Raw genomic sequence first — 25852 nt, forward strand, 5'->3', positions numbered from 1 at the left:
TCTAAGTGGCTTGGCGCTAAGTGATAGCGCCAAGCAAGAGCACTTAAGCTTTACCAAAAATATGGCGATTTTGCTGAGCGTAGGCAGCCTCAAAGGCGGGTTGTTGGAAGCGTTTCAGATCTAAGCTATCAAAGTCTACCTGAGGTGGATTGCGCTTATTTTGTTCCTTGATCGCCACTGGAGATAGCAAGGTTACAGGCAGCTCGCCTAATTGAATTGCGGCTTCGAGTTTGAAGCTAGTAGCAGAACCAGCCAGTTTGCCTTTTTGCTCACGCTCAATAATTACAATTTCATCGATCTTGTAATCTTCCATCAACTTATGGAAAGCAAAGTGAAACTCACGAATTGCCTCCGTCGATGCCGACTGTGCAATGCTAAAAGACACTTTACGGCAGCTGGGTACGTTGAAGGTTTCACCTTCGTAACTGAGCAGACTGATGATGGCTTCGCCACCTTTTAATTCAACACCACAAATTCGCATGTTACACCTTTAACTATTTCAAATTACTTATGTATCGCCGGAAGAATAGCTCCAGCGAGTCACTCATTTTGAGCGCTCAAGTTTCACGGACTTGAGCTATCTTTTGCGTTATTTTTAGATATCGTCGTCATTATCTTGTAGCAGTTGTGCCGCAGGTTTTTTGCGCATTGGCGCATCACCGACATCAACACCCGTGATAAAGCGTTTATCACGGGATGGCGCTGCTTTAACAAGGTGCGACTTAGGTTTAGATTTGGCTTTGGTGTTTGCCTTTACCACACCTTTAGTCGCGACGGACTTTGGCTTTTCTTTTAGACCACTAAATTTAGCTTCAAGCCCCTTAATTACACTGATCTCAAAAGTTTTTCTTAAGAAAAGTTGTACTTTTTTAAAGTTATCCCAATCCTTAGGACCAACTAAGGAGATTGCGTCACCTTTGGCGCCCGCGCGGCCAGTGCGGCCAATGCGATGAACATATTCTTCGGCAAATTTGGGCATATCGAAGTTAATGACTAAGGATACATTCAGTAAGTCTAAACCACGGGATGCCACATCTGTGGTCACCAATATTTGCTGCTGACCACGGGCAAATTGGTCCATGATCTGGTTACGTGCCGTTTGTTTTAACTCGCCACTTAAGGCGGCGGTTGCAAAACCTTGAGCCGAGAGCTTAGCGGCTAACCGCTCTGTATCGGCACGGGTGGCGGTAAAAATAATCACTTGCTTGTGCGATTCATCCGTCAGTAAACGACTGAGCAGGGCTTCTTTATGATCTAAATGATCACACAGATAAATTCGCTGCGAAATATCCTGATGTTCACTGTGGGCTGTGCCGATTGCCACATGTAATGGATTTTTAAGTAAGGCCGCCGCGATATCATTGATTTCACTATGATCTAAGGTTGCTGAGAACATTAAGGTCTGACGACGTTTATGATCGGCCGCCTCGTTGATAGCTTTTAACTGTGGCGCAAAGCCTAAATCCAACATACGGTCGGCTTCGTCCAAAACTAACAACTCTAATCCATTGAGGAATAAGTTTTTTTGTTCTAAGTGATCAGCGATTCGGCCTGGCGTTGCCACAATAAAATGCGGCTCTTTTGCCAGCGCTTTAGCCTGATCGTTAAAGTTTTCACCGCCCAATACACTAATCGCTTTATATTGGGTATTGGCCACCAATAAGCGTAACTGACTGTACACCTGATGGGCTAATTCGCGGGTCGGTAATAAAATTAATACTCTAGGGTCGCGCTTACTGAGGGCGCGGGTGGAGATAACCCTTTGCAATGCGGGCAGCAAAAATGCCAAGGTCTTACCTGACCCAGTCTTTGATGATGCCATTAAATCTTTACCTGCCAATGCGATAGGTAATGCTTGTTCCTGGATGGCGGTTGGGGTTGCAATCCCCATGTGCTTTAAGCTTTGTAACAGACGCTGGTCCAGAGAAAAATCAGTAAACTGCAAAGGTATATCCCCTAAATCTGAGTGAGGGCAGATTATAGCGCTAAATCACTATGGTCAGCTATCTTGATTGGGCATAATCTTGCGTAATCATCTAAATAGCCACTTATTTGCTTGGCTTGTGTCACGCTCGATATTTGCCCCGAGTGCTATGTTTAGCCAAATTGGCTATGAACTTACAGGATATCGAGCGACGATGTGGTTACTCTCTGCCCTTGAGTATGGCAAGGGGATAAGGCCGAGCGTAAACCATATAAATGTATCTAATGACTGGCTAGCATAACGGTTTATGTTGTCTAATGATTGACAACACTTTGGCTGGAATTTAGCTTTTTCACGTCATAGCGCTTCTTTAAATCATCGATTTATTAAGGGAATTTATTATGAGTAAGGGGACAACTCCGACGATCGGTATTGCCTTAGGCAGTGGTGCAGCCAAAGGTTGGGCGCATATTGGCGTACTCAATGGGCTTGCCGCCATGGGAATTAAACCCGATAAGGTCGCTGGATGCTCAATCGGCGCCCTTGTTGGCGCTGCTTATGCTCATAATCATTTAGCGGAACTTGAAGAGTGGGTGCGCAGCTTCTCTAGTTGGGATGTGTTGGGACTGATGGATATTCGTTGGCGTAAAGGTGGGCTAATTGGCGGCGAAAAAGTATTCGATGTGCTGCAATCGCGGATTGGTGATATCAATATCGAGGATTTAGAGCGTCCCTTTGCGGCCATTGCTACGGATCTGTATTCAGGTCAGGAAATCTGGTTTCGCCATGGTGATTTACGCCAAGCCGTACGGGCCTCTTGCTCTATGCCTGGGATATTAGCGCCTGTCCGTCAAGGTGAGCGTTGGTTAGTGGATGGTGCAGTTGTTAATCCTGTCCCCGTTTCGGTGAGCCGTGCTATGGGGGTAGATATTGTCATTGCCGTTGATTTACAAGGTTTTCATACCGGTCGATTACAAGTTTTACCCGTTAATATGACCAGCCATCGGGCACCTAAAGATGAAACCCAAATGCCCGCGCGCCAAGAAACGGGTTTTATGGATTTATTCGCCCGCGGGCGAGAATATGTCGGTAGCTTAACCGATAAGTTTTCCCTAGGGACTAAATCTAATCCCGGTATGATTGCGGTGATGTCCCAGTCGATGAGTATTTTAGAGCAGCGGCATAAACGGGCGCGTTTAATGGGTGACCCTCCCGATATCTGTGTTGTACCCGAAGTGGCTAATATCGGCACCATGGAGTTCCACCGAGCAGCTGAAGCCATTGCAGCAGGTGAAGCTGCCGTGGCAAAAGTGGCACATTTAATTGATGCGGCGATCTGGAAAGGCTAAAAATGTCAGGATGAATTTATCTGTTAATTACGATATGACACTACTTACTGCTTGATTGGCTTAGTTTTTGCTTTAAAACCATTAATCAGTATTAGACGCCGAATTATTGACGATGAATTCTCTTTTAAATGCCCTTAATCTAAATCGTAGCAGTGCTGCTGAAGCTTATGGCCTGAATAGCAAAAAGACGGAGACAGGTAAAACTGAATCGAGTACGGAGTCAAACTCCTCAGCCAAAGAACCCCCTAAGGTGGATACTAAACCGAGTGACGAGATAGCGCTGTCACCACGGGCACTGCGAGCACAAAAAATTCAGGCCATGTCGAAAGACTTTTTTGCTGATGGCAAATTTAGCGTGGCTGAGATACCCGCTTTAGTCTCGCGGTTACAAAAAGACGGTATTCTTTCCGATGCACAGGTGGAACGGCTCTCGCAAAACGGCATTAGTTTGCCAAGCCAAAGTACCAATAAGCAGTCTTTGCAGGATTTTATCGATGATGAGCTAAAGTCTTTGGCTGAAAAATCGCCTAATAGCCCGATGATCAACACGTTAGTAGATGCTAAAAATGTGTTAAAAAACATGGATGATGCCCAGTCGCCAGTGCTGGCACAAAAGGCGACTAAAGTGTTTGGTCAATTAACGGATTATTTGAATAGCAACCCCACCATGAGCGATAGTCAAAAACAGTTATGGCAGGGACTTAAATCAACGATGCAGGTGGCTTCATCCATGGGGATGCAGCAATCGGCGTTGGGACAATTGAGCAGTTATCTTGCCTTAGCTAAGCGCTAGTCTTATTTACAATATTCTTTCAAAAACAATAGACTTTGGCTTCTGGGTCAGAGTCTTTTGTCATTATTAGCGCCATTTCCTGCGTCTACTATCTTGCTTTAGCATCAAGGTCAAGGCCTAAAACTGAGATCATTGGGTTTGGCAGCAGTTCTTATTTGTTCTTTTTATCCATCCGATAAATCATGATCTGGATCATGGAATTTTAGGTGTCGATGCCGCTTAATTGCCTACATATTGTGTTGATAGGTTATTTAATCACTATATATAGTGTTAATTTTAATCGGGATGGAGAGGAATTAAACAATGCCAGTCGTGATCAAGCGGGATGGTTGCCGCACACCTTTTGATGAAACAAGGATAAGAGATGCAGTGGTCGCTGCTGCAAACTCGGTTGGGATAGAGGACGCAGATTATGCCGCGACGGTAGCCGCTTGTGTGAGAGAACGAGTGGCGAATATGGCAGAAGTTGAAATCCACCATCTACAGGATGCGGTTGAAAACCTATTGATGGAAGGCCCTTATAAATCATTGGCACGGGTCTACATTGAATATCGTCACGACAGAGACATTTGCCGCGATGCTACCAGTAAGCTCAATCTTGAAATCCGTGGTTTAGTTGAGCAGAGCAATGCCGCGCTGTTAAATGAAAACGCCAATAAAGACTCTAAAGTGATCCCAACTCAACGGGATCTGCTGGCGGGCATCGTGGCTAAACATTATGCCAAGAGCCATATTCTGCCTAAGGATGTGGTGGCTGCGCACGAAATCGGTGAGATCCACTATCACGATCTTGATTACTCGCCCTTTTTCCCGATGTTTAACTGTATGTTGATTGATTTGGCGGGCATGTTGACCCATGGCTTTAAGATGGGCAACGCCGAAATTGAGACCCCAAAATCGATCTCTACCGCTACGGCCGTGACGGCGCAAATTATTGCCCAAGTGGCAAGCCATATCTATGGCGGCACCACGATTAATCGTATTGATGAAGTGTTAGCGCCTTTTGTGGCCAAGAGTTATGACAAACATTATCAAGTGGCACTGAACTGGCAGATTAAAGATGCTAAAGCCTATGCCACTGCTCAGACTGAAAAAGAATGCCACGATGCTTTCCAATCCCTTGAATATGAGGTGAATACCTTACATACCGCTAATGGACAAACCCCGTTTGTGACCTTTGGTTTCGGTCTAGGTACTTCGTGGGAGTCGCGTTTAATTCAACAATCGATGCTGAAAGTACGCATGGCGGGGTTAGGTAAAAATCGTAAAACAGCGGTGTTCCCTAAATTGGTGTTTGCCATCCGTGATGGTATTAACCACAAAGTCGGCGATTGCAATTACGATGTAAAACAAATGGCCCTTAAATGCGCCAGTATGCGCATGTATCCAGATATTTTGAACTATGAGCAAGTGGAAAAAGTGACGGGTTCGTTTAAAACCCCTATGGGTTGCCGCAGCTTTTTAGGTTCCTATAAAGAAAATGGTGAACTCGTCCATGAAGGGCGCAATAACCTTGGCGTTGTTAGCTTAAACTTGCCACGTGTTGCGCTAGAAGCGAATGGCGATGAGGCTGAGTTCTACCGTATTCTGGATGAGCGGCTATTACTTGCCCGCCGCGCATTAGATACGCGTATCGAACGGTTAAACGGAGTGAAAGCCAGAGTTGCGCCGATTTTGTATATGGAAGGTGCCTGTGGTGTGCGCTTGCGTGCCGATGATGATATTGCCCAAATCTTTAAAAATGGTCGGGCATCGATTTCATTAGGTTATATCGGTTTACATGAAACCATTAATGCGCTCTATGGCACTGAAACCCATGTGTTTGATGATGCTAAGCTTCGTGAAAAAGCGGTGGCGATTGTTGCGCACCTTAAAGCGGCTACCGACGCATGGAAGGCCGAAACGGGTTATGGATTCAGCCTGTATAGCACCCCAAGTGAGAGTCTCTGCAGTCGTTTTTGTAAGCTCGATGCGCGCCAGTTTGGTGTGGTTGCGGGGGTAACCGATAAGGGCTATTACACCAATAGCTTCCATTTAGATGTGGAAAAGCACGTGAATCCTTACGATAAAATCGATTTTGAGCAGCCATATCCCGCCATCGCCAATGGTGGTTTTATTTGCTACGGCGAATATCCTAATATGCAGCACAATATCGAAGCGCTCGAAAATGTCTGGGATTACAGCTATAGCCGTGTACCTTACTACGGTACTAACACGCCGATTGACGAATGTTATGATTGTGGTTTTACCGGCGAATTTAGCTGTACTAGCAAAGGATTTACTTGCCCTAAATGCGGCAACCATGAGCCAAGTCGAGTGTCTGTTACGCGCCGTGTGTGTGGTTACTTAGGCAGTCCCGATGCCAGACCGTTCAACCATGGTAAGCAAGAAGAAGTGAAGCGTAGGATCAAACACTTGTAACATTTTTGCCTTGTTGTGTTTGTTGCACTGATATCAGCACAGTCGCTTACCATGGGACTGTGCTTTGATTTTTAGCCAGCCTGGCGCTCTTTGTATTTCGTATTGGACTTATACAATGAACTATCAGCAATATTATCCCGTTGATGTGGTCAACGGCCCAGGCACTCGGGCCACCTTATTTGTTTCAGGTTGTGAGCACCAATGCCGTGGTTGCTATAATCAAAGTACTTGGGATGTGCGCTCTGGCCATTTATTTGATAAGGCAATGGAAGATAATATCATTGCGGATTTGCAGGATCTGCGGATCGTGCGCCGTGGTCTATCACTCTCTGGCGGCGATCCACTTTTACCCGCCAATCTTGAGGGGATTTTAGCGCTTGTTAAACGCGTTAAAGCTGAGTGTCCCGGTAAAGATATTTGGCTGTGGACTGGCTATGTATGGGATGAACTGAGCGATGAGCAACGCGCAGTGCTCAAGTATGTTGATGTGCTGGTGGATGGCAAATTCGAGCAAAATCTTGCGGATCCGAGCCTTCCATATCGGGGTAGCAGTAATCAGGTGATCCGTTTCTTATAAAAGCGGTAACGAGGATCGCTAACTTGCTGTTATAATCCCACACCTTGACACAGTGACCCAGACAAACAGGCCAAAGATTAGGTAAATATCGACTGGGATTCGCTAAAGTAATTTAAGGTAACATAATGAATTTAAAGCAAGAACTGCAGCAGCTAAACGATAAGTTAGATAAGTTTCGTCGTAAACTGGCGGCGGCAGAGCAACGTGGCGATGTTGTCATCGTGGCGCAGTTTAAACGCGAGATTGAGGCTGTTACTAAGCAAATCAATAGCGTAAAAACGCAGCAGTCGCGTTTATTACAAAAGCAAGGGGTGGATATTCAGCACTTGCCATTTCACCGCGCCCTCACCAAAGCCGAGCAAGCCGATATGGGTCAACTGAAAAAGTCAGTAAAAGGCTTAGTTGTTGTGCACCCAATGACTGCTTTAGGGCGCGAAATGGGCTTGACTGAAGTAACAGGTTTTGCACCAGCAAAATTTTAAGCTACATTGCTAAGTTATTCAATAAGTTGCAAAATAGAACACTTATCTATTTTGCAGCGCCTTGGCTCGACATATTACCCATTGAGCTAAATGAGTCACGCAGTTAATAGCTTAGTTTTGTAGTTGATTAAATTACTAAAGTATTTCGTGATTGCTGAAAACACTTTAGAATAGGTGCGCCGTAGGCTAAGTACCTAATCATTGTTTTGTTTATGGATGTTCCTTCCGTCTCATGGAATGAGAGTTGTCGTTAAGGTTAAGTCATGTCGATAAAATATGTCGCGACGTCAAAATTACCCACTCCCTGGGGCGTTTTTGCCATGCACGGTTTTGAAGATACCGAAACCGGTAAAGAGCATGTTGCCCTCACATTTGGCACCCTAAGTAGCGATGCTCCTGTTTTAGGCCGTATTCACTCTGAGTGTCTCACGGGCGATGCCTTATTCAGCTTACGCTGTGACTGTGGATTCCAGCTGCAAACCGCGATGCAAAACATTGCCGAGACCGGCAGTGGGTTTATCTTATATTTGCGTCAGGAAGGTCGTGGTATTGGTCTGCTAAACAAGATCCGCGCCTATGAGTTGCAGGATAAAGGCGCCAATACGGTTGAGGCGAATGAACAGTTAGGTTTCCCTGCGGACATGCGTAAATACGATATGATCCAGCCTATGCTTGAGCAGATTGGCGTAAAGCATGTACGCTTAATGACCAATAACCCTCGCAAAGTCAAAGCGATGAAAGACATCGGCATCGAAGTGGTTGAGCGCGTACCCTTACAAGTCGGTAAAAATCGCTATAATGAGGCTTACTTAAAGACTAAGTCCACTGAGCTTGGGCATATGATGTCTGAGTATCATTTTACGGATGAACAGTAGTTCTTAGTGCAATAAATTTACCGATTAGGCTGCAAATTAGGATCTGTTTGCGTAAATTGAATATCATTTTTAGTCGGTTTATCGTCAACCTCTGCTCCATTTCGGCGCTATCAATGGGGATTGTTTTCCCGCTGTTGGCGTCGACAGAGCCTGTTTCAAACTCCAGTCACCCGCAAGATTTTGCTGCATTTGCCCCCCAATCTTCCCAAGCGTTTTCGAAGATTAGCCCTGAAACGCCGATTGATGGGAAAAATAATCCTAACTCTGTTTATGCCTTTGGCAGCTACCTTGGCACAGGGGTATATCGAGCTGCTGAGCAAAATGCCACCGTCGTTAGTATTCCGTTAAATTTTGATTTTTTGAAGGATGATAGTAGTCAGACTTGGCTGCGTTTACCCTTATCTTTCGGTTTTTTTGACTACTTAGCCAAAGACATCACCGACGGCGAATTGCCATCGTCAGTTGGCACCATGACGATAACGCCCGGCATTGAGCACCATTGGCAGGCAACGGCAAATACGCGGATGGAAGCCTATTTGGATGTGGGCTTTGGGACAAATTTTGAGACCGATGCGAATGTGGCGATTTTAGCCTCAGGTGTAAGCACCTTGTATGATTTTAGTCTCGCGGGTGAAGACAGCGTCTGGGTATCGAGGTTAAGGTTTGCGGGCTACAGTGAACGGGTAGGAAAGTTAACCGACCAATTTGCGGTATTGCAAACCGGGGTAGATATTGGCCTTTCGCCGCGCTGGCAATGGTTGAATATCCAAATGCAACCTAGATTATTTGCGGTTGGTTATTGGTACTTCAACGAGCTGGATTTTAGCCAAGATACTGAAGATGAAACCATAGTCTCCGGAAGCTATGAGTTTGGTGCCACACTGGCATTTTCTAAGCCTTTGGGCGGCGATCTCCTCGGCATAGATAGAATTGGCATCAGTTATCGAACCGGTGACGGGTTAAATATTTGGCGTTTATTGTTTAGTTTCCCAATCTAGTTCACAGCTACCAAGATTGAAAATGATTCTGTACTCAGATTAGCCTGCGGCTTTTTGTGCATCGCGCATTTTCTGGTCCATTAACACGGCAATTTGGTTACCGAGTTGCATAATTTGTTCCTGCAATAGCTTACGTTGCTGAGCCGCAGCCTCGGAATCATCTCCTTCCAGTTTCGTGAGCATCTCCTGCAAAGCTTTGATTTGCTCTTTCAGACGCTTAATTTGTTCGTCGATGATAGATTTGGGTTCTTCATTCTCAGCACTTTCCGTCTGTTGCCGTTTTTCCGCGGTTTGACCTCTGAGAGAAGCGCCTACTTCGGTAGCGAGAGCTTGTCTTCCGGCATTGGATATATTGACCGTTTCTTGCGTGCCGGTCTCTGCCGACGAATTCTCAGAAGCTGAGCTAGCTGTTGGCGTAGTGGTGATATAAGCGCTGGAAACAGATTTGAAGGCGCTGCTATTTGCGGTCGTGTTTAATCCATTAATGTTCACGATAGGCTCCATAAGTACCTGAAGGTTATTCATCGAATTATCGGCCTTGAGATAAAAAACTTAAGTGCTAAGCATCCTATTTGATACAAAAGGCGTATCTAGGATAGGTTAGGGGATTAATGGTTAAGGTCGTTCACTTTTTGACTGATAAGGATATGAAAGATATGGCTCGTAAACTACAAATAACATGCGCTGCATTTTTGGCTTTGAGTGGAATAAGTGTGCCTGCGATGGCTAAAAATATTTTAGATAAACTGACCGTTGCAGAAGGCTTTAACCTGAGCTTATTTGCAGATAATGTTGACAATGCGCGCGAAATTGCCGTATCCGAAAAAGGCATTGTCTATGCGGGCTCGATGAAGGCCGGGAATGTTTATGCCCTTATCGACCGTAACCAGGACGGTGTTGCCGATGAGAAAATTCTGGTTGCCTCGGGACTAAAGCTACCATCAGGTGTGGTGATCAAAGATGGCGATCTGTATGTCTCCGAAGTGGAGCGCATCATTCGCTTCAAGGATATTGATAACCACTTAAACTCACCAACATTTGAGGTGGTCTTTGATGGGTTTCCAACTGAAACCCACCATGGCTGGAAAGTACTAGGGGTTTCACCGACTGGCGAGTTAATCATTCCTGTAGGCGTGCCTTGTAATGTGTGCGCGGAGAATGAACGCTATGGACGTATTTTCTCGCTCAATCTGGAGACTAAAAAATTAACCACCATTGCCCAAGGGGTTCGTAATTCCGTCGGGTTTGATTTTCAGCCTGGCACTCAAACCCTTTGGTTTAGCGATAATGGCCGCGACATGATGGGCGATGATATTCCTCCCTGCGAAATCAATAAGGTCAGTTACTTGGGTGAACATTTTGGCTTCCCCTATGTGCATGCAGGTACAATTCTTGACCCTGAGTTTGGCCAAGGTAAAGATCCTACCAAGTACACCGCTCCTGCGCTCTCCTTAGGGGCTCACGTGGCGCCACTAGGCATTCATTTTTATCTTGGTAAACAGTTCCCTAGCGATTATCAACAGCAGTTGTTTGTCGCTGAACATGGTTCATGGAATCGCACTAAGAAAGCGGGTTATAAAGTGGCCGTGGCGACGATAGAGCAAGGCAAGGTGGTCAAATACACTCCATTTTTAACTGGCTTTATGCAGGGCGAGCAAACCTTTGGTCGCCCAGTGGCCTTTGCTGAATTGGCCGATGGCAGTTTACTCGTGTCGGATGATTATGCAGGGGCAATCTATCGCGTCACTTATCCGCAGACAAAATAGCCAATAGGTGAAGTCTTAAACGCTTATTCTTAGCCGTTGGCTTGATTAGCAGGGGACTCTTGCCAATCATGGTTGCCCACCGAAGGATATTGGATTGGCGCTAATCTAGCTGATAGACAGATTAAAAAATAATGCGCGGGATAATTGAATTAATTATTCCGCGCATTTTTGTCTGTTCCTGTGAATATGCGTTTGAATATTCGAGCGAAATTTAGTCGCGCTTGCCCCAGATATGGCTATTGATCTGGCCATCTGTTGCGGCTGTCGATGTAGCCGTACTTGCCTGAGCTGGTTTCTGTGCTGGTTTTGCAGGTTTTTTGGCCGATGTTTTCGCTGGTGCATTGGATGTTTTCGCGGCGGGCAACGGCAGTTTATTGGTTTTTAAATATAAATATTCTACTTTTTCCCGTGCCCAATCGGTTTTTCTTAAAAATCGTAGACTCGATTTGATACTCGGATCTTCGGTAAAACAGCGGATCTTGATGCGAGCTCCGAGTTCTTCCCAGCCATAGTGCTCAACGAGTTGTGTGACTATGGTTTCCAGTTTGATGCCGTGTAATGGGTTATTTTCTTGAGTCATTTTGTATAAATTACCGTGAACAATAATCGGATTATACCAGTATTATACCGATTGACTAAAATCATAGATAAAAAAACGGGCACTCATCAGTGCCCGTTTGCTTTGTATATCAATATTGTTAGAAATTAAGCTTCATCGGGTAATTCGCTGTCGCTATCAACTTCACCTTTGCCTTTGGTTTTCACAATCAGTAAGCCTGTGATGACTAGCGTTGAAACAGTCCCTGCGATGGTGGATAAGGTCATCGGTAAGCCTGCACCTAAAGTTGCAGAGTTAAGTAGGAAGGTGATAACTACTGTGGTCATAAACATGGCTGGAATGGTGGTGATCCAGTGCAGCTTATTGTGACGCAGTAGGTAAGCTGAGGCCGTCCAGAGCATTAATACAGCTGTCGCTTGGTTAGCCACACCGAAGTAGCGCCAGATCACGCCGAAGTCGACTTGAGTCAGTAAGCCACCAATCACAAACAATGGAATAGCTAACACTAAACGTTTAGGTAAAGCCACCTGCGGCATGTTAAAGAATTCAGCCAAAATCAGACGAGCAGAGCGGAAAGCCGTATCGCCTGAAGTAATTGGCAGAATGATCACACCAAGGATTGCCATAAAGCCACCCACTGCGCCTAATAGACCAGTTGATGCTTCGTATACAACGTTTGCAGGGTTACCCGCCATGCCTGTGCTTAATCCTTCAACACCGTGGAAGTAAGACAGTGCAATCGCACACCAGAGTAGGGCGATGATACCTTCACCGATCATGGCACCAAAGAACACAAAACGACCGTTCTTTTCGTTTTCAACGCAACGTGCCATCAGTGGTGATTGCGTGGCGTGGAAGCCTGAAATCGCACCACAAGCGATGGTGATAAACAGCGCAGGCCATAATGGCATATCTTTAGGGTTTAAATTTTGGAAGAAGTCGCCCGCTTGCACATTGGGCAGTAGCGTATGTTCGCTTGATAACATGATCGCAAAGGCTAAACCAAATGACATGAAGAACAACAGCGCGCCAAAGAAAGGATATAAACGGCCGATAATTTTATCGACAGGTACCACAGTGGCAATCAGGTAGTAAACGAAGATAATCGCAACAAAAATGCTAACATCCCAACCCGTTAGCTTGCCTAACAGGCCTGCTGGCGCAGAGATAAACACCACACCTACGAGCAATAATAGAATGATGGCAAACACATTCATAAAGTGCTTGGCACTTTTGCCTAAATACTTACCAGCAAGGTTTGGTACAGATTGACCACCATTACGGACCGACAACATACCGGAGAAGTAATCGTGCACCGCTCCTCCGAAGATACAGCCGATCACAATCCACAACATCGCTGAAGGACCGTAGAGCGCCCCGAGGATTGGACCGAAGATTGGACCCACACCTGCGATATTCAATAATTGGATTAAGTACACTTTGCCTTTCGACATAGGCACATAGTCCACACCGTCGGTTTGGGTAAAAGCCGGTGTTTGACGTTTTTCGTTGATACCAAATACCTTTTCGACAAAGGTACCGTAGATAAAGTAGCCGCCGATCAATAGACCGACACAGAGTAGGAACCACATCATTTTAGTTATCTCCCCATTTTGAGTTGTGCAGAGTGTAAACAAGTTGTTTACATAAAACAGGGGTAACTGGGTGAGAGGTCGATAATGCTGACTCAGCGGCAATAGAATGGGGCGAGCGGTTGTGTGAGGATGTCATTCATAAGTATTAACCGCCTCCAGCGGCTTAGATACGCGCATTAGTGGTTAACAATGGGGCTATTGGAAGCCGAACAATTGCTTAAGACTTTTTAAATAACGGCGAGAAACGGGCACTTTGTCGCCAAGCAGAGTCGTGACTTCGGCGCCAGTATCGAGCAGCTCTATTTCGGCAATGGCTTTGGGTGAAATCAGATATTGGCGATGGCAACGCACTAGCGGTGTTTTTTCTTCCAGCACTTTAAGGGTAAGTTGGGTATGGACTTTGCCCTTGGTACAGGCGACATGAATACCGCTTAAATCACTAAAAACATACTCAACATCTTGAATGGGGATCACTTTTAATTTACTACCGCTGTAACAGGGTAGGTGCTCGAGGCATCGAGGCGCGATCAGATTAACGGCTTGCGGAGTGAGGTCCTTACGAACACGTTTTAGGGTTTGGCTGAGTCGATCAGCATCTATTGGCTTAAGTAAATAATCAAAGGCATGATTATCAAAGGCTTTGACGGCAAATTCATCAAATGCAGTGACAAACACGATTTTAGGTAAGGTGTCGGGATCGAGCATAGCAATCAGTTCCATGCCTGAAATACGCGGCATTTGGATGTCGAGAAAAACTAATTGAGGCTTTTCTTTGGCAATGGTTTGCAATGCTTCTATGGCGTTGCTGCATTGGCCAATAATCTCAATGTCGGCTTCTTGGCCGAGCAAATCCGCAAGCTCCTCGCGGGCAAACAATTCATCATCGACAATCAAACAAGTGATCACGTGCTAGTTTCCGTCTGTTCTATGGGTAAGCGGATGGTCACCTTGGTGTATTCATCCGGCTTGCATTCAACTTGGATGCCATACTGTTCGCCAAACAGATTTTGTATCCGTTTATGAACTAAATTCATCCCCAATCCCTCAGAATCGATTGAGGGTTGATAAAGGCCGGCGTTATCTGTCACCTCAAGGGCTAATATATGGTCATCCATACGTCCCGTGACCTTGATTTGTCCTTGCTCAATCATATGGGAGGTGCCATGTTTTACCGCATTCTCAATGATGGGTTGTAGGGTAAATGCAGGCACTTTACAGTGGTAAAGTGATTCAGGTATAGCAATGTTGACCTGTAATTTATCAATAAATCTCGCTTTCTCAATAGTGAGATAAGACGCTATGTGATCGAGCTCATCCCCGAGTGTCACTAAACCCGTTGTACGTTTTAAATTGATCCGCAAAAATTGTGACAACTGCTGCAACAGTTGCTTCGACATATCGGGATCGCGCTTAATAATCGCACTGATGGTATTGAGAGCGTTGAATAAAAAGTGTGGATTCACTTGAGCTTGCAGTAATTTTAATTCCGCTTGGGTGAGCAGGTTTTGCTGCTGTTCAAAACGGCCGTAGAGGATCTGGTTCGACAATAGCCGAGCAATCCCTTCCCCTAAGGTGCGGTTAATGTTCAAAAATAGTTTATTTTTTGGCTCGTATAACTTGATGGTGCCAATGACTTCGGTGTCGCTGCGAAGTGGGATCACAAGGCTCGAACCGAGTTTACACTGGCTCGAAATCGAGCAGGAATAGGGCATCTCCACCCCATCGGCGAACATCACCTTGTTTTGGTTTATGGCCTCAAGGGTGATTTTTGAGGAAATCGGTGTTCCAGGGATATGATGGTCGGCACCAATACCGATAAAGGCCAAAAGTTTTTCTCTGTCCGTAATGGCAACAGCACCCACATTGGTTTCTTCAATGACAATTTGCGCGACCTTGCCGCTGCTTTCTTCGTTAAACCCCTTAGAAAGCAGCCCAACACTGCGCTCGGCAATTTTAAGCGCCTTGGTTGAGAAACTAGAGGAGAGCTTGTCAAACATGGTTTTTTGGTCGCGGATCATGCTCATAAACAGCGCTGCGCCAATGGAATTAACCAACAGCATAGGCGGAGCTATCTGTCGCACTAATTCCCATGCGGCATCAAACGGGCGTGCAATCAGCAAAATAATGCTCATTTGCATCATTTCGGCGTAAAAGGTCACCAAACAGACTAAGAGCGGATTGTAGATAAGTTCACTCTTACCCGCGCGGCGTAGGTAAAAACTGATCATTCCCGCGGAGAGTCCTTCGAGAGTGGTTGAAATCGCGCAGGCTAAATCGGTAAAGCCACCCATGCTGTAGCGGTGTAAACCGCCAGTGAATCCGACTAAAAATCCGGTGACAGGACCGCCGAGTAAACCGCCTAGCACGGCACCCATGGCGCGAGTATTGGCAATGGCCCCTGAAGTTTGCTCACCAAAATAGGTCGCCATGATACAAAAGCTAGAAAAAACCAGATAAATAAATATTTTATGAGGTAGACGCGGTGATGTTTCTGCAAACAGTTTAAAAAGTGGTGTTTTACTGACTAAATAAACAATCACTAAATAGAGTGACATCTGTTGGGTCAGTAGCAAGATCAAGGACATAGTGGCTCACTTTATCGTCACAGCGGTCAGCGCAGTTATTGACATTGGCAGTATGTGCGCGAGATCAGGGTTAAAATTCAACAGTTCGGTTATAAAGCCTAATCTTATTTGCATCTTTTGGAGAGACTATGTCCGATTCTGTTCACGGTCATGACGTTATGGCGCTGATGGTAGCGCAAGCTCATCCCGTTTTAAAGCCTCAGTTTATTGCTCTGATGACTGAAACCTTTGGTGAAGCAGCGCGTTATCACACTTGTAGTGCCGAAAACCTTACTGCGGAGGAGTTAATTTTTTTGTTGTTGAGTAAAGGGAAAATGGCAGAATCAGCGCAAGGGCTCGCCCTTGTTGCTGGGCGGCAGTGTCATCATTCTCATCATTAAGTATGGCTAATCTGGTCTATGAGCCGCGCAATAGCTTGGGGTCATAGGCCATAACTTGCTGTTAAAGAAAAGGTGAGCAGCGGATTGGTTTACCTTGATACTCATAAAGATTAATGCTCATCCTGCTTACTTTTATTTACCACTTCAAGCTGTTCTGCAATCGTTTTTTGACAGAATTCATCAATCAAGATCCGCAATAAGCGTGATTTGGCGATTTTAGTTCCTTTAGCGAGCCCATCTAATTGGGTAATTCTGGTTTCCGTTAAGGTAAAGGTGGCATGGCGATAAATTTTGGCTGACTTTTTATCTAAGCCTTTTGGCTCTGCGGGAGGCACCGCTAAAATACTCGCTTTACCTAAAGCATAGTTATTGGCATCTTCGATAAAATCCTCAATAGAAACCGTTTTGATAACTTGTTTTGGTTTCTTGCGTTTAAGATCAGTTAAGCTCATAACTATTTTCTGGTGGTAAGGTGAACAGCTCATCCACTATGGCGCGGATCTCGTCGGCCGCTTTCCCATCTGGCTCAATTTCCATTACGGACGATCCTTTTTCCTCACTGTCATCGTAGATATTTCGGCAAAAAGTCACCGAATTGAGTACGCGTAATCCAAAGGATTGGACCACTTCTTTGGCCTCTAAAATACGCTTTACTTGGGTGGGCAAAGCGGGACATTGGGTTAGCACAATGGTTGCCACCATTTTGGGATTAACCATCTTACAGGTGCTGAGCATATCTTCCATATGGGGTAAGGTTTTAAGATCGCGACGTTTGGGTCTAAGTGGGATAACTACGTAAGTGGCTACCGACATGGCGGCGCGCATGGCAAGGTTATCTTGACCGCCACAGTCAACAATGACGTAGTCGAAGCGTTCATTAAGACTGAGCAGATCGTTACGTATTTTGCCGTAGAGCTGAATACAATTGATTGCAGGGAGGCTAGGGTCGTTGTTTCGAGCTTGGATCCAATCGGATGTTGTACGTTGGGGATCGCAGTCTACCATTAGTACATTGGCGGCAAATTTTTGCTTTATATAAACCGCAAGATTTTGCGCGAGGCAACTCTTGCCACTGCCACCTTTCTCTCCCCCCACCAGCAATATCATAGCAATGTCCTTTGTACGAATAGTTCAACTAATTCAGTGTAGAACAGCTCAATCGACCCTGCGTAGCTAGATTGAAATTAAAGCAATTGCATCGCGACATGATAACTTTGATCATGACGTTTAGAGCAGCGGCAAACTTGGCCTTTTACGCTATTTTGTCGGGATGTTTCTGGATTGAATGTCACGTTAACTAATTCACCGAGTTCAAATGGGTTTTTATAATCAAACAGAATGCCTCTGCGGGCTAAATCGATACATACGCCTTCGTCCGTATGTTCAACGCCATTCTTATCAGTCCAATGCAAGAGCACGCGTTCAGCTTCCATATCTACTCGAAGTGAGCTGCGTTTTTCTTCAAATCCAACTGGATGTTCACCCATAACTCAATTGTCCCGTAAATAATTGATCTCAGTAAAACTAGCATAATTGCTTTTTGGCAGAATACCAATCTGAAAGCGAGGGATTTGGAAGGATTTTGCAGGTAAAGAATGGCGCCATTGAGCTTGGTTGGCAATGGCGCCCAGTAGTAATTAGTTATCGTATTCTTGATTTTTAGGATAGGGCATTTTTAATTGGCCCCAACGGATCACGATGACCGTTGCCGCAAGGATCAAAGTTGAAAGCGAAATTGCGGCGATGCGCCAGTCATCCATACTCTTCATATCTAAGATCAAATAACGTGCAAGGGCAACAATGGCAATATACAGCGGCATGCGCACGGGCAATTTTCCCGATTCTGCATAATTAGCAACCATGGCCAGTACTTCGAGATAAATAAACAATAACAACAGATCGGCAAGGGCGACTGCGCCGACATTAAATACATGGACAATTTCTTGACCAATAGCAACCACAGTCGCTATTGCTATGATGATTAAGACGAGATGCTCAACTGCTTTTAAGCCTTTGGCACCATATTGACGATAAAATGGCATGGGTACTCCCTACTCAATATTTTTGTAAATAGTAACAGTAAAAATACTTTAGTTAGGGAAAAGAGACGCGATTCTCTGTGACTCAATTCACAAGATAGTAATTGGTTGTCTGCTAAAGGCATCGCGCCATGAGTTTTCTCGAGTCACCTTGCTTAGCCTGGCCGTCCATCGGCTCTGACGCGACAAAGCATTGGTGCGTAGTAGTAACAGAAACACCCAAAAGCTAGCATCCAACAAATAATGGCTGCGAGCATTAATTCAATAAACCATGCACTGGGTAAACCCGCTAAGACACGGAACACTGTAGCCAGTAACATTAACCCAAAAGCCAGTGTCATTGGCCTAGCGGGTTTTAGTTGTCTGCCGGTATGGCCTAGCGATACCCTCGACATCATTGCGAGGATCATGCCGCCAAGTCCTCCAACAGTAATGGCATGCATTCCTACGGAAAGTGGTAGTCCTGTAGCAATCAGTATCAAACCAATGGGAATACATAAGTAACTTAAATGCAGTGACCATAACAGCGGCACAGACCAACTTGCCTGCCATCCCCAACGAGACCAACGTAGTAACAATACCAGACCCGCAATACCAGCCAGAGCGCGCGTCAGTAATATTATCTGCGGTAAAAAGAGACTCGCAACAAGCGTTAATAGGCTGGCAAAACTTAACCACTCCAGTACGGGAATGGCGGAGTGTCTTTGCCATTGGGTGGCGCGCTCAGTAAAGAATGGGATCACTCTACCACCAAGCAGAGCAACAATTACCCCAACAAGGATGACTGCTGCATAAAGACCATTATTAGCCCACTGTAATTGATTAGTTATTAAACCGTAATAGCTAAATCCATTAAAAAGCGTGAGTAAACTGAGAATAGGGATAAACACAAAGTTACGCCATTGGCGTACTTTAACCACAGATATTGATAATGCAACTGCGGTTAAGGGTAAAAACATCAAGTCGATGATCATGATCGCCACAAACGGAATATCTAGCGGCAATATAAATAAAAGCCTTGGTAGTAACCAGACCGTAAATAGCCCTATAAGAGGTAAGCCTTTCAACCCAGGTTGCCCTGTCCAGTTTTGCACTGCGGTGAGTAAAAAACCTGCGACGACGGCACAGGCAAACCCAAAAATCATTTCATGACCATGCCACCATAAAGGATTGATGTTGTTAGGAAGTAATGACAGACCGGAAAGAAATCCTCCCCAGATCCCTAAACTTAATAGACTAAATAGACTCGCAAATAAGAAGAAAGGTCTAAAACCTAAGCGGAAAAGCGGTAGTTTAGGTTGTAAATGTGCAGGTTCATCAATATTCAACATAGTGACAGCGTAGTAGTGAAACACGAAAAGTATTTTAAGCTGCAAATTAAATGAATGTATATATCTACTTATGAGTAGCTTGTAAGTAAGTGTCCGGGTGAAGGGATAAAGATAGTCTTATCGCCGTGGTTTAATCTATTGATAAGGTAAGAATAAATTGCAATAGAGGACGTAAAGGAAATACAGGGATGCAAACGCTAAAAAGGTGTTAATGCTTAACTTGTTCAATTAGGAAAGTTAATTTCTCTAACATAAAACAAGTTAAGCCATTGTGTCTGCAAGCCGCATTTATTTGGTCTTACGCTTTTGCCACTTAAACATGATCGAGTATTTCCAGAGGTTACTGATCATTAAATATCCTACAGTGGAAAACACGATCCCTAATACTAGGCAACCTAGTAGGAATGCTGGCCCAATTGTGGCTAATGAGGCTTCTATCCATTGCCAGCTTGCCTCAAAGGCAAATTCCTGCGGTGCGTGGCCCAGAATTTTTGCACCTAATAAATAAGCCCCATAAAACATAACTGGCATCGTAAGTGGATTGGTGATCCAGACTAAAGCGACGGAAACGGGAATATTGACATTAAAAAGGATTGCAAAGGCCGCGGCGACCACCATCTGAAAAGGCATTGGGATCCAAGCGACAAACAAGCCTATGGCAAAGGCCCCCGGTGCTGAGCGTCGATTAAGCGCCCAAAGATTAGGATTGTGTAATAAGCGACCGAAAATGCGTAGGTGTTTGTGCTCACGCAGGGTTTCAGGCTTAGGCATAAATCTTTTTATTAATTTTTTTGGCATAGGCTGAAATTGCTGTCTTAACTTAATTCACTATGAATGGATTCATGTTTGGCTTTAGTGCCACCTTACTGTCAGCGATGTTATGGCCTTCGCTGCCGCCAATTACTTATCTACCCTACTTTTGCTTTGGGGCTCTTATCTTATTCAAAAAAGCACCAAGCTTATCTGGCACACTCTTTGCGATGTTCTGGCTAACAGGATTTTGCTTAGTGTTATCTCGGCAGGATCTTCCTTTATCCCAACAGCCTATACAGGTGAGGGGCGAAATCATATCACTAGTTAGTCAAAACAGCGACTGGGTTAGCTTCGATATTGTTGTCGATAAACCAAATTTAATCTTTGGGCCAACGGCTAAGTTGCGTTTAACCTGGCAATCCGAGGCGACACTGCAAGTTGGGCAAGTTTGGGATTTCACTTTTATGCCTAAAAGTATATCCAGTGTTCTCAATCAAGGAGGATATAACGAACAAAAGCAATTGATTAGTCAGCATATTGTCGGTAAAGGCCGCGTTATGCATGCAAGACTTCAAGCTGAGCGTTTTTCGTTAAGACATCACTTAATCACACGACTTGCTCCAAAGTTATCTGCGTTAACACAGGGGGATATTCTGCTGGCGTTAATCCTCGGGGATAAACAACTTATCTCGCAAACTAAGTGGCAGGCGCTAAGGCAAACGGGCACGGGCCATCTGGTGGCGATATCGGGATTACATTTATCGGTGATCACCGCTTGGGTCTATGCTTGCGCTTTGTTTTTCCTTACGCGTTTGGCGCCGCATCCAAGTCGACGAAATATAGTTATTGCGCTCATTTTAGCAGGAGTGAGTGCTCTATTTTATAGCTATTTAGCCGGTTTTGCAGTGTCAACACAGCGGGCGTTAGTGATGATTTTATTGGTTATGCTGTTGAGTTTATTAAGACGCTACTCAAGCGCATGGGACCGTTTGCTGTTTGCCTTATTTGTGGTGTTACTCATTGATCCTCTCGCTTGTTTGAGTGCTGGATTTTGGCTCTCTTTTTGTGCTTTGGCGATCATTTTATATACCTTAGAAAGTGCCAAATTTACACAGTCTGTTGATAGTAAAACAACTTTTTTAGCCAAGTCGCGAGTCAGAGTCATACAGTTTTGGTCAATACAATGGCGCTTAAGCCTGATATTGGGACTGCTGCAAGCCATCTTTTTTGGTGGTGTGAGTATCCATAGTTTGTGGATGAATATGCTGGTGGTGCCTTGGTTTAGTCTTATCGTCATTCCGCTATCGATGCTGGCTTTTATCATCTGGTGGTTAGGTACATTTTTGGGGCAATCGTGGCTGGGATTATTCAATTTGGCGGATTTAGCACTATTACCCTACGGCAAGTTACTCGAACTCAGCGTCGATTTACCCGCCCATTGGCATGTGGTTTCCGAGACATTATTAGCAGGCGGCCTGTGCACACTTTTTGCGTTGATTCTGTGGCGATATGTTCCTCATCGGCGCCAATATTGGCACTGGCATTTATTGATAGGGTTACTGTTTCTTCCTCTGGCATTGTCTGTTTTTCAGCGCATTACAGCATCGAAAACCACTCAATGGACACTACATTTACTTGATGTAGGGCAAGGATTAGCCGTGGTGGTTGAAAAGGATGATAGGGCACTTATCTATGATACGGGCGCCGCATTTGGCGATGATTTTAGCTACAGTGACCGTGTGATTATCCCTTTTCTTAATACTCGAGGATTAACTGATATCGATTTTATTGTGATCAGCCACGGCGATAACGACCATGCTGGAGGCGCTCAAGTACTGGCAAAAGCGTATCCTCAGGCAAAATGGATTACTGATGTTGACCACTTAAATGCTCAGCCTTGTTTGCCACAACAGATTGATTGGCAACAACTTACCTTACGCTTTATTTCCCCACAAACCCAGGCGGGTGGCAATAATGCTTCTTGTGTGCTGCGGATTGATGATGGTCAGCAAAGTCTATTACTGAGCGGTGATATTGAAAAGGAAACAGAGAGTATATTGATTGAGCGAGTGCAAGCGGGCTTTATACTTAAAAGTCAGGTGCTTATTGCTCCACACCATGGAAGCCGCACCTCATCTACGCTGGCATTTATTGAAAGGGTGGCACCGGAGTTAGTACTTTTTCCAGCGGGGTTGAATAATCGTTATGGCTTTCCTAAAGCCGATGTCGTTGCCCGCTACCAAGCTTTGCAGATAAACCACTTAACCACCGGGATTGAAGGACAAATTAGCGTTACTTTTGAACAAGGGCGACTCGACGTAAAAACCTATCGGCAAGATTTAGCTCCATTTTGGTATAACCGCTTGTTTAGATTTGGTGACTTGATTAATCCAGAGTAGAATGAGCACTTTGCCATAATTTAGTGTTACCAATGACAGCATATCCTAAAGACGAAATGTGGACCGTATTCAAGCGATTACTGGCCTATCTCAAACCGATGAAGGGCATGTTTTTGCTTTCAGTTGCTGGCCTTATTGTGTATGGGCTTGTCGATGCGGCTTTTATTTCTTTTATTGGCCCTTTTATCGATAAAGGGTTTTCCAGCAGTACACCAGCGATAAGTAACGGTATTGCACTCCCCACGAACCAAGGCTTTCATGCCGATAACCAAGTGCTATTAATGGCGCCTATCGTGGTTATTTTAATGTTCTCCCTGCGCGGCTTTGCAAACTTCGTATCCACCTACGGCATTTCTTATATGAGCGCTAGGTTAATTATGGATATGCGCCAGCAAGTTTTTCAACATTATCTAAGTTTACCCGTGAGTTACATGGATAAGGAAAACACGGGCAATTTAATTTCAAAAGTGACCTTCGATACCGAGCAAATTGCCCGTGCATCGGGCAGCGCCTTGATTTCGATTGTTCGTGACGGTGTGACCGTTATCGGTATGCTGGGATTGATGTTTTATAACTCTTGGAAGCTTTCACTGTGTATTTTAGTGATAGGTCCGATTATGGGATTAGTGATGACTATTGTGAGTCGCCGCTTCCGTAAGGTGTCGAAACAAATCCAAACGGCGATGGGGGATGTCAGTGCCGCGACCGAGCAGATGATCAAAGGTCATAAAAACGTACTGGCCTTTGGTGGACAAGAAACAGAAACGGCTCGGTTTGCCAAAATTAATGACAGAAACCGTCATCAAAATATGAAACTTGCGATCGCACAGGCTATCAGCCAGCCGCTTATCATGGTGATTGGCTCCTTTGCCTTGGCCTTTGTGCTGTATGCGGCGAGCCTAGATAGCATGAAAGCCGATTTGACCGCAGGTACCTTCGCGACGATTCTGGGCGCGATGATGGCCATGCTGCAACCCATCAAAAACCTCACGCGTGTGAATGCCGAATTTCAACGTGGTATTGCAGCGTGCACCACAGTATTTGAACTGTTAGACACTTTGCCAGAATCGGATACTGGTACTTATACCGTCAAGCGTGCTAAGGGCAACTTACGTTTTGATAATGTTTCCTTTAGTTACGAAGGCCAGGAGCGCCGCGCTTTAGATAAAATTGACTTTGAAGTGTCCCAAGGGCAAACCTTAGCCTTAGTCGGGCGCTCTGGGTCGGGGAAGTCGACGATTGCAAGCTTGGTGACTCGTTTTTACACCGGACTAGCGTCTGGCGATATTCTGCTTGATGATGTGAGTATTTATGATTACTCATTGAAATCATTACGTAGTCAAGTGGCTTTGGTATCGCAGCAAGTGACACTGTTTAACGATACTATTGCCAATAATATCGCCTATGCCTATCCGGGCGAAGTCACCCGCGAGCAGATTATTGAGGCGGCGACCTTAGCTCATGCGATGGAATTTATTGAGCAATTGCCCGATGGCTTAGATACCCAAGTCGGTGAAAACGGCGTGCTATTGTCAGGCGGTCAGAGGCAACGGATTGCGATTGCGCGGGCAATGTTACGTGATGCACCAGTGCTTATTCTGGATGAAGCGACATCGGCCCTTGATACTGAATCTGAGAAAGCGATTCAGCAGGGATTAGACAATTTGCGCCAAAACCGCACCTCGGTTGTGATTGCTCACCGTTTATCAACGATTGAAAGTGCCGATCAAATTTTAGTAGTCGATCAAGGTCGCATCGTTGAGCGTGGCACCCACAAATCTCTACTCGAACTTGGCGGCATGTATGCCAAGTTATACCAAATGCAGTTTGGTAGCTAAATGCAGGCGTTAGTGAATAAAATTTGGTATCAAGGCCACCCATTACGGTGGCTCTTACTGCCTTTTTCTGCGTTGTTTGCGCTTATTACCGCAATTCGCCGTGGTTTATTTCGCTTAGGGATTAAATCACAAACCACACTGCCAGTCCCCGTGATCGTGGTGGGCAATATTACCGTTGGCGGTAGTGGTAAAACCCCCACAGTCATCTATTTGATTGAACTGCTGCGTCAACAGGGGTTTAATCCGGGTGTGATCAGCCGTGGTTATGGTGCGGATATCCAAGGGGTAAAAGTCGTTAGCGTAAAGGATGCTGCAACTGATGTGGGCGATGAGCCAGCTATGATTGTGGCGCGTACTGGTGTGCCTATGGTGGTGGGCCCTAAACGTGTTGATACCGCAAAAACCTTGCTGGCGCAGTTTGCCGTGGATGTCATTATCTGTGACGATGGCTTGCAACATTACGCCCTCGGCCGTGATATTGAGGTGGTGGTGATTGATGGAAAGCGCGGTTTAGGGAATCGTCATTTGCTTCCAGCAGGCCCACTACGGGAAGGTGCTTGGCGTCTTAATCAAGTGGATTTTGTGGTGGTCAATAGTGGACCCGCGCAGGCGAATCAATATGAGATGCAGCTGAGTCCAAGTGCGGTGTTGCCGGTAAATCCTAAGGCTGAGGCCGTGTTTGATCCGACCCAGCCCGTGGTGGCAATGGCGGGTATTGGTCATCCGGCGCGTTTTTTTGAAACCTTAACGCAGCAAGGTTTTCAACTCGCGTTATCCCATGGTTTTGATGACCACCAAGCCTACGATAAACACGTGTTATGCGAGCTTGCAGCATCTCGCCCCTTGATGATGACTGAAAAAGATGCGGTTAAATGTCGCGATTTTGCACAAGAAAACTGGTGGTATTTGGCTGTCGATGCCAAGCTATCGCCACAATTTGATCAACAGTTGCTGAGCCGATTACGCTCTGTGGCTGCAGCTAAAAAAGGAAAATCCCATGGCGTTTGATAAAAAACTGTTAGATATCGTTGCTTGTCCAGTATGTAAAGGAAAGTTGGAGTACGATAAGGCGGCGCAGCAATTGATTTGTAAAGCGGACAAATTAGCTTATCCCATTACCGATGGCATCCCAGTGTTATTGGAAAATCGTGCCTTACCGTTAAATGAAGCAGTTTGATTTTTAGGCAT

26 protein-coding genes are annotated in these 25852 nt (G+C 45.2%); 13 read left to right on the forward strand and 13 right to left on the reverse strand.

What is annotated here, in order from left to right:
* Nucleotides 1–43: 43 nt before the first annotated feature.
* Together FJD32_RS08870 and FJD32_RS08875 are read right to left on the reverse strand one after the other, a co-directional pair.
* Complete coding sequence (locus FJD32_RS08870; RefSeq protein ID WP_037419582.1) at nucleotides 44–481, reverse strand: DUF3010 family protein; 438 nt, start codon at nucleotides 479–481, stop codon at nucleotides 44–46.
* A gap of 114 nt (nucleotides 482–595) precedes the next feature.
* The gene (locus FJD32_RS08875) at nucleotides 596–1945 is read right to left on the reverse strand and encodes a DEAD/DEAH box helicase (RefSeq protein WP_109277816.1); all 1350 of its coding nucleotides are present in this window, start codon (nucleotides 1943–1945) and stop codon (nucleotides 596–598) included.
* A 380-nt stretch (nucleotides 1946–2325) separates the two neighbouring features.
* On the opposite strand from FJD32_RS08875, the gene rssA reads away from it, so the two are divergent.
* The 7 genes from rssA to FJD32_RS08910 all read left to right on the forward strand — a co-directional run bounded on the left by rssA (nucleotide 2326) and on the right by FJD32_RS08910 (nucleotide 9419).
* Complete coding sequence (gene rssA / locus FJD32_RS08880; protein ID WP_140907874.1) at nucleotides 2326–3273, forward strand: patatin-like phospholipase RssA; 948 nt, start codon at nucleotides 2326–2328, stop codon at nucleotides 3271–3273.
* 112 nt (nucleotides 3274–3385) lie between these two features.
* Entirely contained in the window at nucleotides 3386–4066 is a 681-nt protein-coding gene (locus FJD32_RS08885) for a hypothetical protein (protein WP_037427297.1), read from the forward strand.
* A gap of 303 nt (nucleotides 4067–4369) precedes the next feature.
* The gene (gene nrdD / locus FJD32_RS08890) at nucleotides 4370–6487 is read left to right on the forward strand and encodes an anaerobic ribonucleoside-triphosphate reductase (RefSeq protein WP_037419596.1); all 2118 of its coding nucleotides are present in this window, start codon (nucleotides 4370–4372) and stop codon (nucleotides 6485–6487) included.
* A gap of 115 nt (nucleotides 6488–6602) precedes the next feature.
* Nucleotides 6603–7064: an anaerobic ribonucleoside-triphosphate reductase-activating protein gene (nrdG, locus tag FJD32_RS08895; RefSeq protein WP_011072753.1), complete on the forward strand. Its 462-nt coding sequence runs from the start codon at nucleotides 6603–6605 to the stop codon at nucleotides 7062–7064.
* A 125-nt stretch (nucleotides 7065–7189) separates the two neighbouring features.
* Complete coding sequence (locus FJD32_RS08900; RefSeq protein ID WP_037419602.1) at nucleotides 7190–7546, forward strand: YibL family ribosome-associated protein; 357 nt, start codon at nucleotides 7190–7192, stop codon at nucleotides 7544–7546.
* 263 nt (nucleotides 7547–7809) lie between these two features.
* Nucleotides 7810–8421, forward strand: a complete 612-nt coding sequence (gene ribA / locus FJD32_RS08905) for a GTP cyclohydrolase II (protein WP_069455185.1) — start codon at nucleotides 7810–7812, stop codon at nucleotides 8419–8421.
* A gap of 113 nt (nucleotides 8422–8534) precedes the next feature.
* On the forward strand, nucleotides 8535–9419 hold the full coding sequence (locus FJD32_RS08910; protein ID WP_037419607.1) for a hypothetical protein: 885 nt from the start codon (nucleotides 8535–8537) through the stop codon (nucleotides 9417–9419).
* Nucleotides 9420–9458: 39 nt separating this feature from the next.
* On the opposite strand, the gene FJD32_RS08915 is transcribed toward FJD32_RS08910, so the two are convergent.
* Nucleotides 9459–9911: a FlxA-like family protein gene (locus tag FJD32_RS08915; protein ID WP_069455183.1), complete on the reverse strand. Its 453-nt coding sequence runs from the start codon at nucleotides 9909–9911 to the stop codon at nucleotides 9459–9461.
* A gap of 164 nt (nucleotides 9912–10075) precedes the next feature.
* Between FJD32_RS08915 and FJD32_RS08920 the strand changes: the two genes are divergently transcribed.
* Entirely contained in the window at nucleotides 10076–11185 is a 1110-nt protein-coding gene (locus FJD32_RS08920; RefSeq protein ID WP_140907876.1) for a PQQ-dependent sugar dehydrogenase, read from the forward strand.
* 211 nt (nucleotides 11186–11396) lie between these two features.
* Here FJD32_RS08920 and FJD32_RS08925 read toward each other — a convergent pair whose 3' ends face one another.
* The 4 genes from FJD32_RS08925 to FJD32_RS08940 all read right to left on the reverse strand — a co-directional run bounded on the left by FJD32_RS08925 (nucleotide 11397) and on the right by FJD32_RS08940 (nucleotide 15924).
* The gene (locus FJD32_RS08925; RefSeq protein ID WP_140907877.1) at nucleotides 11397–11765 is read right to left on the reverse strand and encodes a VF530 family protein; all 369 of its coding nucleotides are present in this window, start codon (nucleotides 11763–11765) and stop codon (nucleotides 11397–11399) included.
* 125 nt (nucleotides 11766–11890) lie between these two features.
* Entirely contained in the window at nucleotides 11891–13339 is a 1449-nt protein-coding gene (locus FJD32_RS08930) for a carbon starvation protein A (protein WP_037427281.1), read from the reverse strand.
* 195 nt (nucleotides 13340–13534) lie between these two features.
* The gene (gene btsR / locus FJD32_RS08935; RefSeq protein WP_037427280.1) at nucleotides 13535–14245 is read right to left on the reverse strand and encodes a two-component system response regulator BtsR; all 711 of its coding nucleotides are present in this window, start codon (nucleotides 14243–14245) and stop codon (nucleotides 13535–13537) included.
* Nucleotides 14242–15924 (reverse strand): sensor histidine kinase, encoded by a 1683-nt coding sequence (locus tag FJD32_RS08940; RefSeq protein ID WP_037419617.1) that lies wholly within the window; start codon nucleotides 15922–15924, stop codon nucleotides 14242–14244. Before FJD32_RS08940 ends, btsR begins: the two co-directional genes overlap by 4 nt.
* Before the next feature lie 128 nt (nucleotides 15925–16052).
* On the opposite strand from FJD32_RS08940, the gene FJD32_RS08945 reads away from it, so the two are divergent.
* Nucleotides 16053–16304, forward strand: a complete 252-nt coding sequence (locus FJD32_RS08945; RefSeq protein ID WP_037419620.1) for a YecH family metal-binding protein — start codon at nucleotides 16053–16055, stop codon at nucleotides 16302–16304.
* Between the two features lie 110 nt (nucleotides 16305–16414).
* Here the strand turns inward: FJD32_RS08945 and FJD32_RS08950 are convergent, their stop codons facing one another.
* From FJD32_RS08950 to FJD32_RS08975, 6 genes are all read right to left on the reverse strand, one after another.
* The gene (locus FJD32_RS08950; RefSeq protein ID WP_140907878.1) at nucleotides 16415–16756 is read right to left on the reverse strand and encodes a replication protein RepA; all 342 of its coding nucleotides are present in this window, start codon (nucleotides 16754–16756) and stop codon (nucleotides 16415–16417) included.
* Nucleotides 16743–17411, reverse strand: coding sequence for an AAA family ATPase (locus tag FJD32_RS08955; protein WP_011623182.1), 669 nt, complete (start codon nucleotides 17409–17411; stop codon nucleotides 16743–16745). The genes FJD32_RS08950 and FJD32_RS08955 overlap by 14 nt, the downstream gene beginning before the upstream one ends.
* Before the next feature lie 77 nt (nucleotides 17412–17488).
* The gene (locus FJD32_RS08960) at nucleotides 17489–17791 is read right to left on the reverse strand and encodes a PilZ domain-containing protein (RefSeq protein ID WP_037419625.1); all 303 of its coding nucleotides are present in this window, start codon (nucleotides 17789–17791) and stop codon (nucleotides 17489–17491) included.
* Nucleotides 17792–17941: 150 nt separating this feature from the next.
* The gene (locus tag FJD32_RS08965) at nucleotides 17942–18346 is read right to left on the reverse strand and encodes a phosphate-starvation-inducible PsiE family protein (protein WP_011623180.1); all 405 of its coding nucleotides are present in this window, start codon (nucleotides 18344–18346) and stop codon (nucleotides 17942–17944) included.
* Nucleotides 18347–18498: 152 nt separating this feature from the next.
* Nucleotides 18499–19674, reverse strand: coding sequence for an NnrS family protein (locus tag FJD32_RS08970; RefSeq protein WP_140907879.1), 1176 nt, complete (start codon nucleotides 19672–19674; stop codon nucleotides 18499–18501).
* 288 nt (nucleotides 19675–19962) lie between these two features.
* Nucleotides 19963–20472, reverse strand: a complete 510-nt coding sequence (locus FJD32_RS08975; protein WP_037419631.1) for a DUF2062 domain-containing protein — start codon at nucleotides 20470–20472, stop codon at nucleotides 19963–19965.
* Between the two features lie 32 nt (nucleotides 20473–20504).
* Here FJD32_RS08975 and FJD32_RS08980 point away from each other — a divergent pair, with 32 nt between their 5' ends.
* The 4 genes from FJD32_RS08980 to FJD32_RS08995 are packed head-to-tail and all read left to right on the forward strand — an operon-like array spanning nucleotide 20505 to nucleotide 25841.
* Nucleotides 20505–22826 (forward strand): DNA internalization-related competence protein ComEC/Rec2, encoded by a 2322-nt coding sequence (locus tag FJD32_RS08980; RefSeq protein WP_069455179.1) that lies wholly within the window; start codon nucleotides 20505–20507, stop codon nucleotides 22824–22826.
* 32 nt (nucleotides 22827–22858) lie between these two features.
* The gene (gene msbA, locus FJD32_RS08985; protein ID WP_037419637.1) at nucleotides 22859–24664 is read left to right on the forward strand and encodes a lipid A export permease/ATP-binding protein MsbA; all 1806 of its coding nucleotides are present in this window, start codon (nucleotides 22859–22861) and stop codon (nucleotides 24662–24664) included.
* The gene (gene lpxK, locus FJD32_RS08990; protein ID WP_140907880.1) at nucleotides 24665–25672 is read left to right on the forward strand and encodes a tetraacyldisaccharide 4'-kinase; all 1008 of its coding nucleotides are present in this window, start codon (nucleotides 24665–24667) and stop codon (nucleotides 25670–25672) included.
* Complete coding sequence (locus FJD32_RS08995) at nucleotides 25662–25841, forward strand: Trm112 family protein (RefSeq protein WP_037419644.1); 180 nt, start codon at nucleotides 25662–25664, stop codon at nucleotides 25839–25841. Before lpxK ends, FJD32_RS08995 begins: the two co-directional genes overlap by 11 nt.
* Nucleotides 25842–25852: the final 11 nt, after the last annotated feature.

Source organism: Shewanella sp. LC6 (assembly GCF_006385735.2).
Taxonomy (GTDB): domain Bacteria; phylum Pseudomonadota; class Gammaproteobacteria; order Enterobacterales; family Shewanellaceae; genus Shewanella; species Shewanella xiamenensis.

What these genes read in the sequence shown, in the direction of transcription:
- FJD32_RS08870 (WP_037419582.1), bottom strand. Translation starts at nt 481, where the DNA reads ATGCGAATTTGTGGTGTTGAATTAAAAGGTGGCGAAGCCATCATCAGT.
- rssA (WP_140907874.1), top strand. Translation starts at nt 2,326, where the DNA reads ATGAGTAAGGGGACAACTCCGACGATCGGTATTGCCTTAGGCAGTGGT.
- FJD32_RS08885 (WP_037427297.1), top strand. Translation starts at nt 3,386, where the DNA reads ATGAATTCTCTTTTAAATGCCCTTAATCTAAATCGTAGCAGTGCTGCT.
- nrdD (WP_037419596.1), top strand. Translation starts at nt 4,370, where the DNA reads ATGCCAGTCGTGATCAAGCGGGATGGTTGCCGCACACCTTTTGATGAA.
- nrdG (WP_011072753.1), top strand. Translation starts at nt 6,603, where the DNA reads ATGAACTATCAGCAATATTATCCCGTTGATGTGGTCAACGGCCCAGGC.
- FJD32_RS08900 (WP_037419602.1), top strand. Translation starts at nt 7,190, where the DNA reads ATGAATTTAAAGCAAGAACTGCAGCAGCTAAACGATAAGTTAGATAAG.
- ribA (WP_069455185.1), top strand. Translation starts at nt 7,810, where the DNA reads ATGTCGATAAAATATGTCGCGACGTCAAAATTACCCACTCCCTGGGGC.
- FJD32_RS08910 (WP_037419607.1), top strand. Translation starts at nt 8,535, where the DNA reads ATGGGGATTGTTTTCCCGCTGTTGGCGTCGACAGAGCCTGTTTCAAAC.
- FJD32_RS08920 (WP_140907876.1), top strand. Translation starts at nt 10,076, where the DNA reads ATGGCTCGTAAACTACAAATAACATGCGCTGCATTTTTGGCTTTGAGT.
- FJD32_RS08925 (WP_140907877.1), bottom strand. Translation starts at nt 11,765, where the DNA reads ATGACTCAAGAAAATAACCCATTACACGGCATCAAACTGGAAACCATA.
- FJD32_RS08930 (WP_037427281.1), bottom strand. Translation starts at nt 13,339, where the DNA reads ATGATGTGGTTCCTACTCTGTGTCGGTCTATTGATCGGCGGCTACTTT.
- FJD32_RS08940 (WP_037419617.1), bottom strand. Translation starts at nt 15,924, where the DNA reads ATGTCCTTGATCTTGCTACTGACCCAACAGATGTCACTCTATTTAGTG.
- FJD32_RS08945 (WP_037419620.1), top strand. Translation starts at nt 16,053, where the DNA reads ATGTCCGATTCTGTTCACGGTCATGACGTTATGGCGCTGATGGTAGCG.
- FJD32_RS08950 (WP_140907878.1), bottom strand. Translation starts at nt 16,756, where the DNA reads ATGAGCTTAACTGATCTTAAACGCAAGAAACCAAAACAAGTTATCAAA.
- FJD32_RS08955 (WP_011623182.1), bottom strand. Translation starts at nt 17,411, where the DNA reads ATGATATTGCTGGTGGGGGGAGAGAAAGGTGGCAGTGGCAAGAGTTGC.
- FJD32_RS08960 (WP_037419625.1), bottom strand. Translation starts at nt 17,791, where the DNA reads ATGGGTGAACATCCAGTTGGATTTGAAGAAAAACGCAGCTCACTTCGA.
- FJD32_RS08965 (WP_011623180.1), bottom strand. Translation starts at nt 18,346, where the DNA reads ATGCCATTTTATCGTCAATATGGTGCCAAAGGCTTAAAAGCAGTTGAG.
- FJD32_RS08970 (WP_140907879.1), bottom strand. Translation starts at nt 19,674, where the DNA reads ATGTTGAATATTGATGAACCTGCACATTTACAACCTAAACTACCGCTT.
- FJD32_RS08975 (WP_037419631.1), bottom strand. Translation starts at nt 20,472, where the DNA reads ATGCCAAAAAAATTAATAAAAAGATTTATGCCTAAGCCTGAAACCCTG.
- FJD32_RS08980 (WP_069455179.1), top strand. Translation starts at nt 20,505, where the DNA reads ATGAATGGATTCATGTTTGGCTTTAGTGCCACCTTACTGTCAGCGATG.
- msbA (WP_037419637.1), top strand. Translation starts at nt 22,859, where the DNA reads ATGACAGCATATCCTAAAGACGAAATGTGGACCGTATTCAAGCGATTA.
- lpxK (WP_140907880.1), top strand. Translation starts at nt 24,665, where the DNA reads ATGCAGGCGTTAGTGAATAAAATTTGGTATCAAGGCCACCCATTACGG.
- FJD32_RS08995 (WP_037419644.1), top strand. Translation starts at nt 25,662, where the DNA reads ATGGCGTTTGATAAAAAACTGTTAGATATCGTTGCTTGTCCAGTATGT.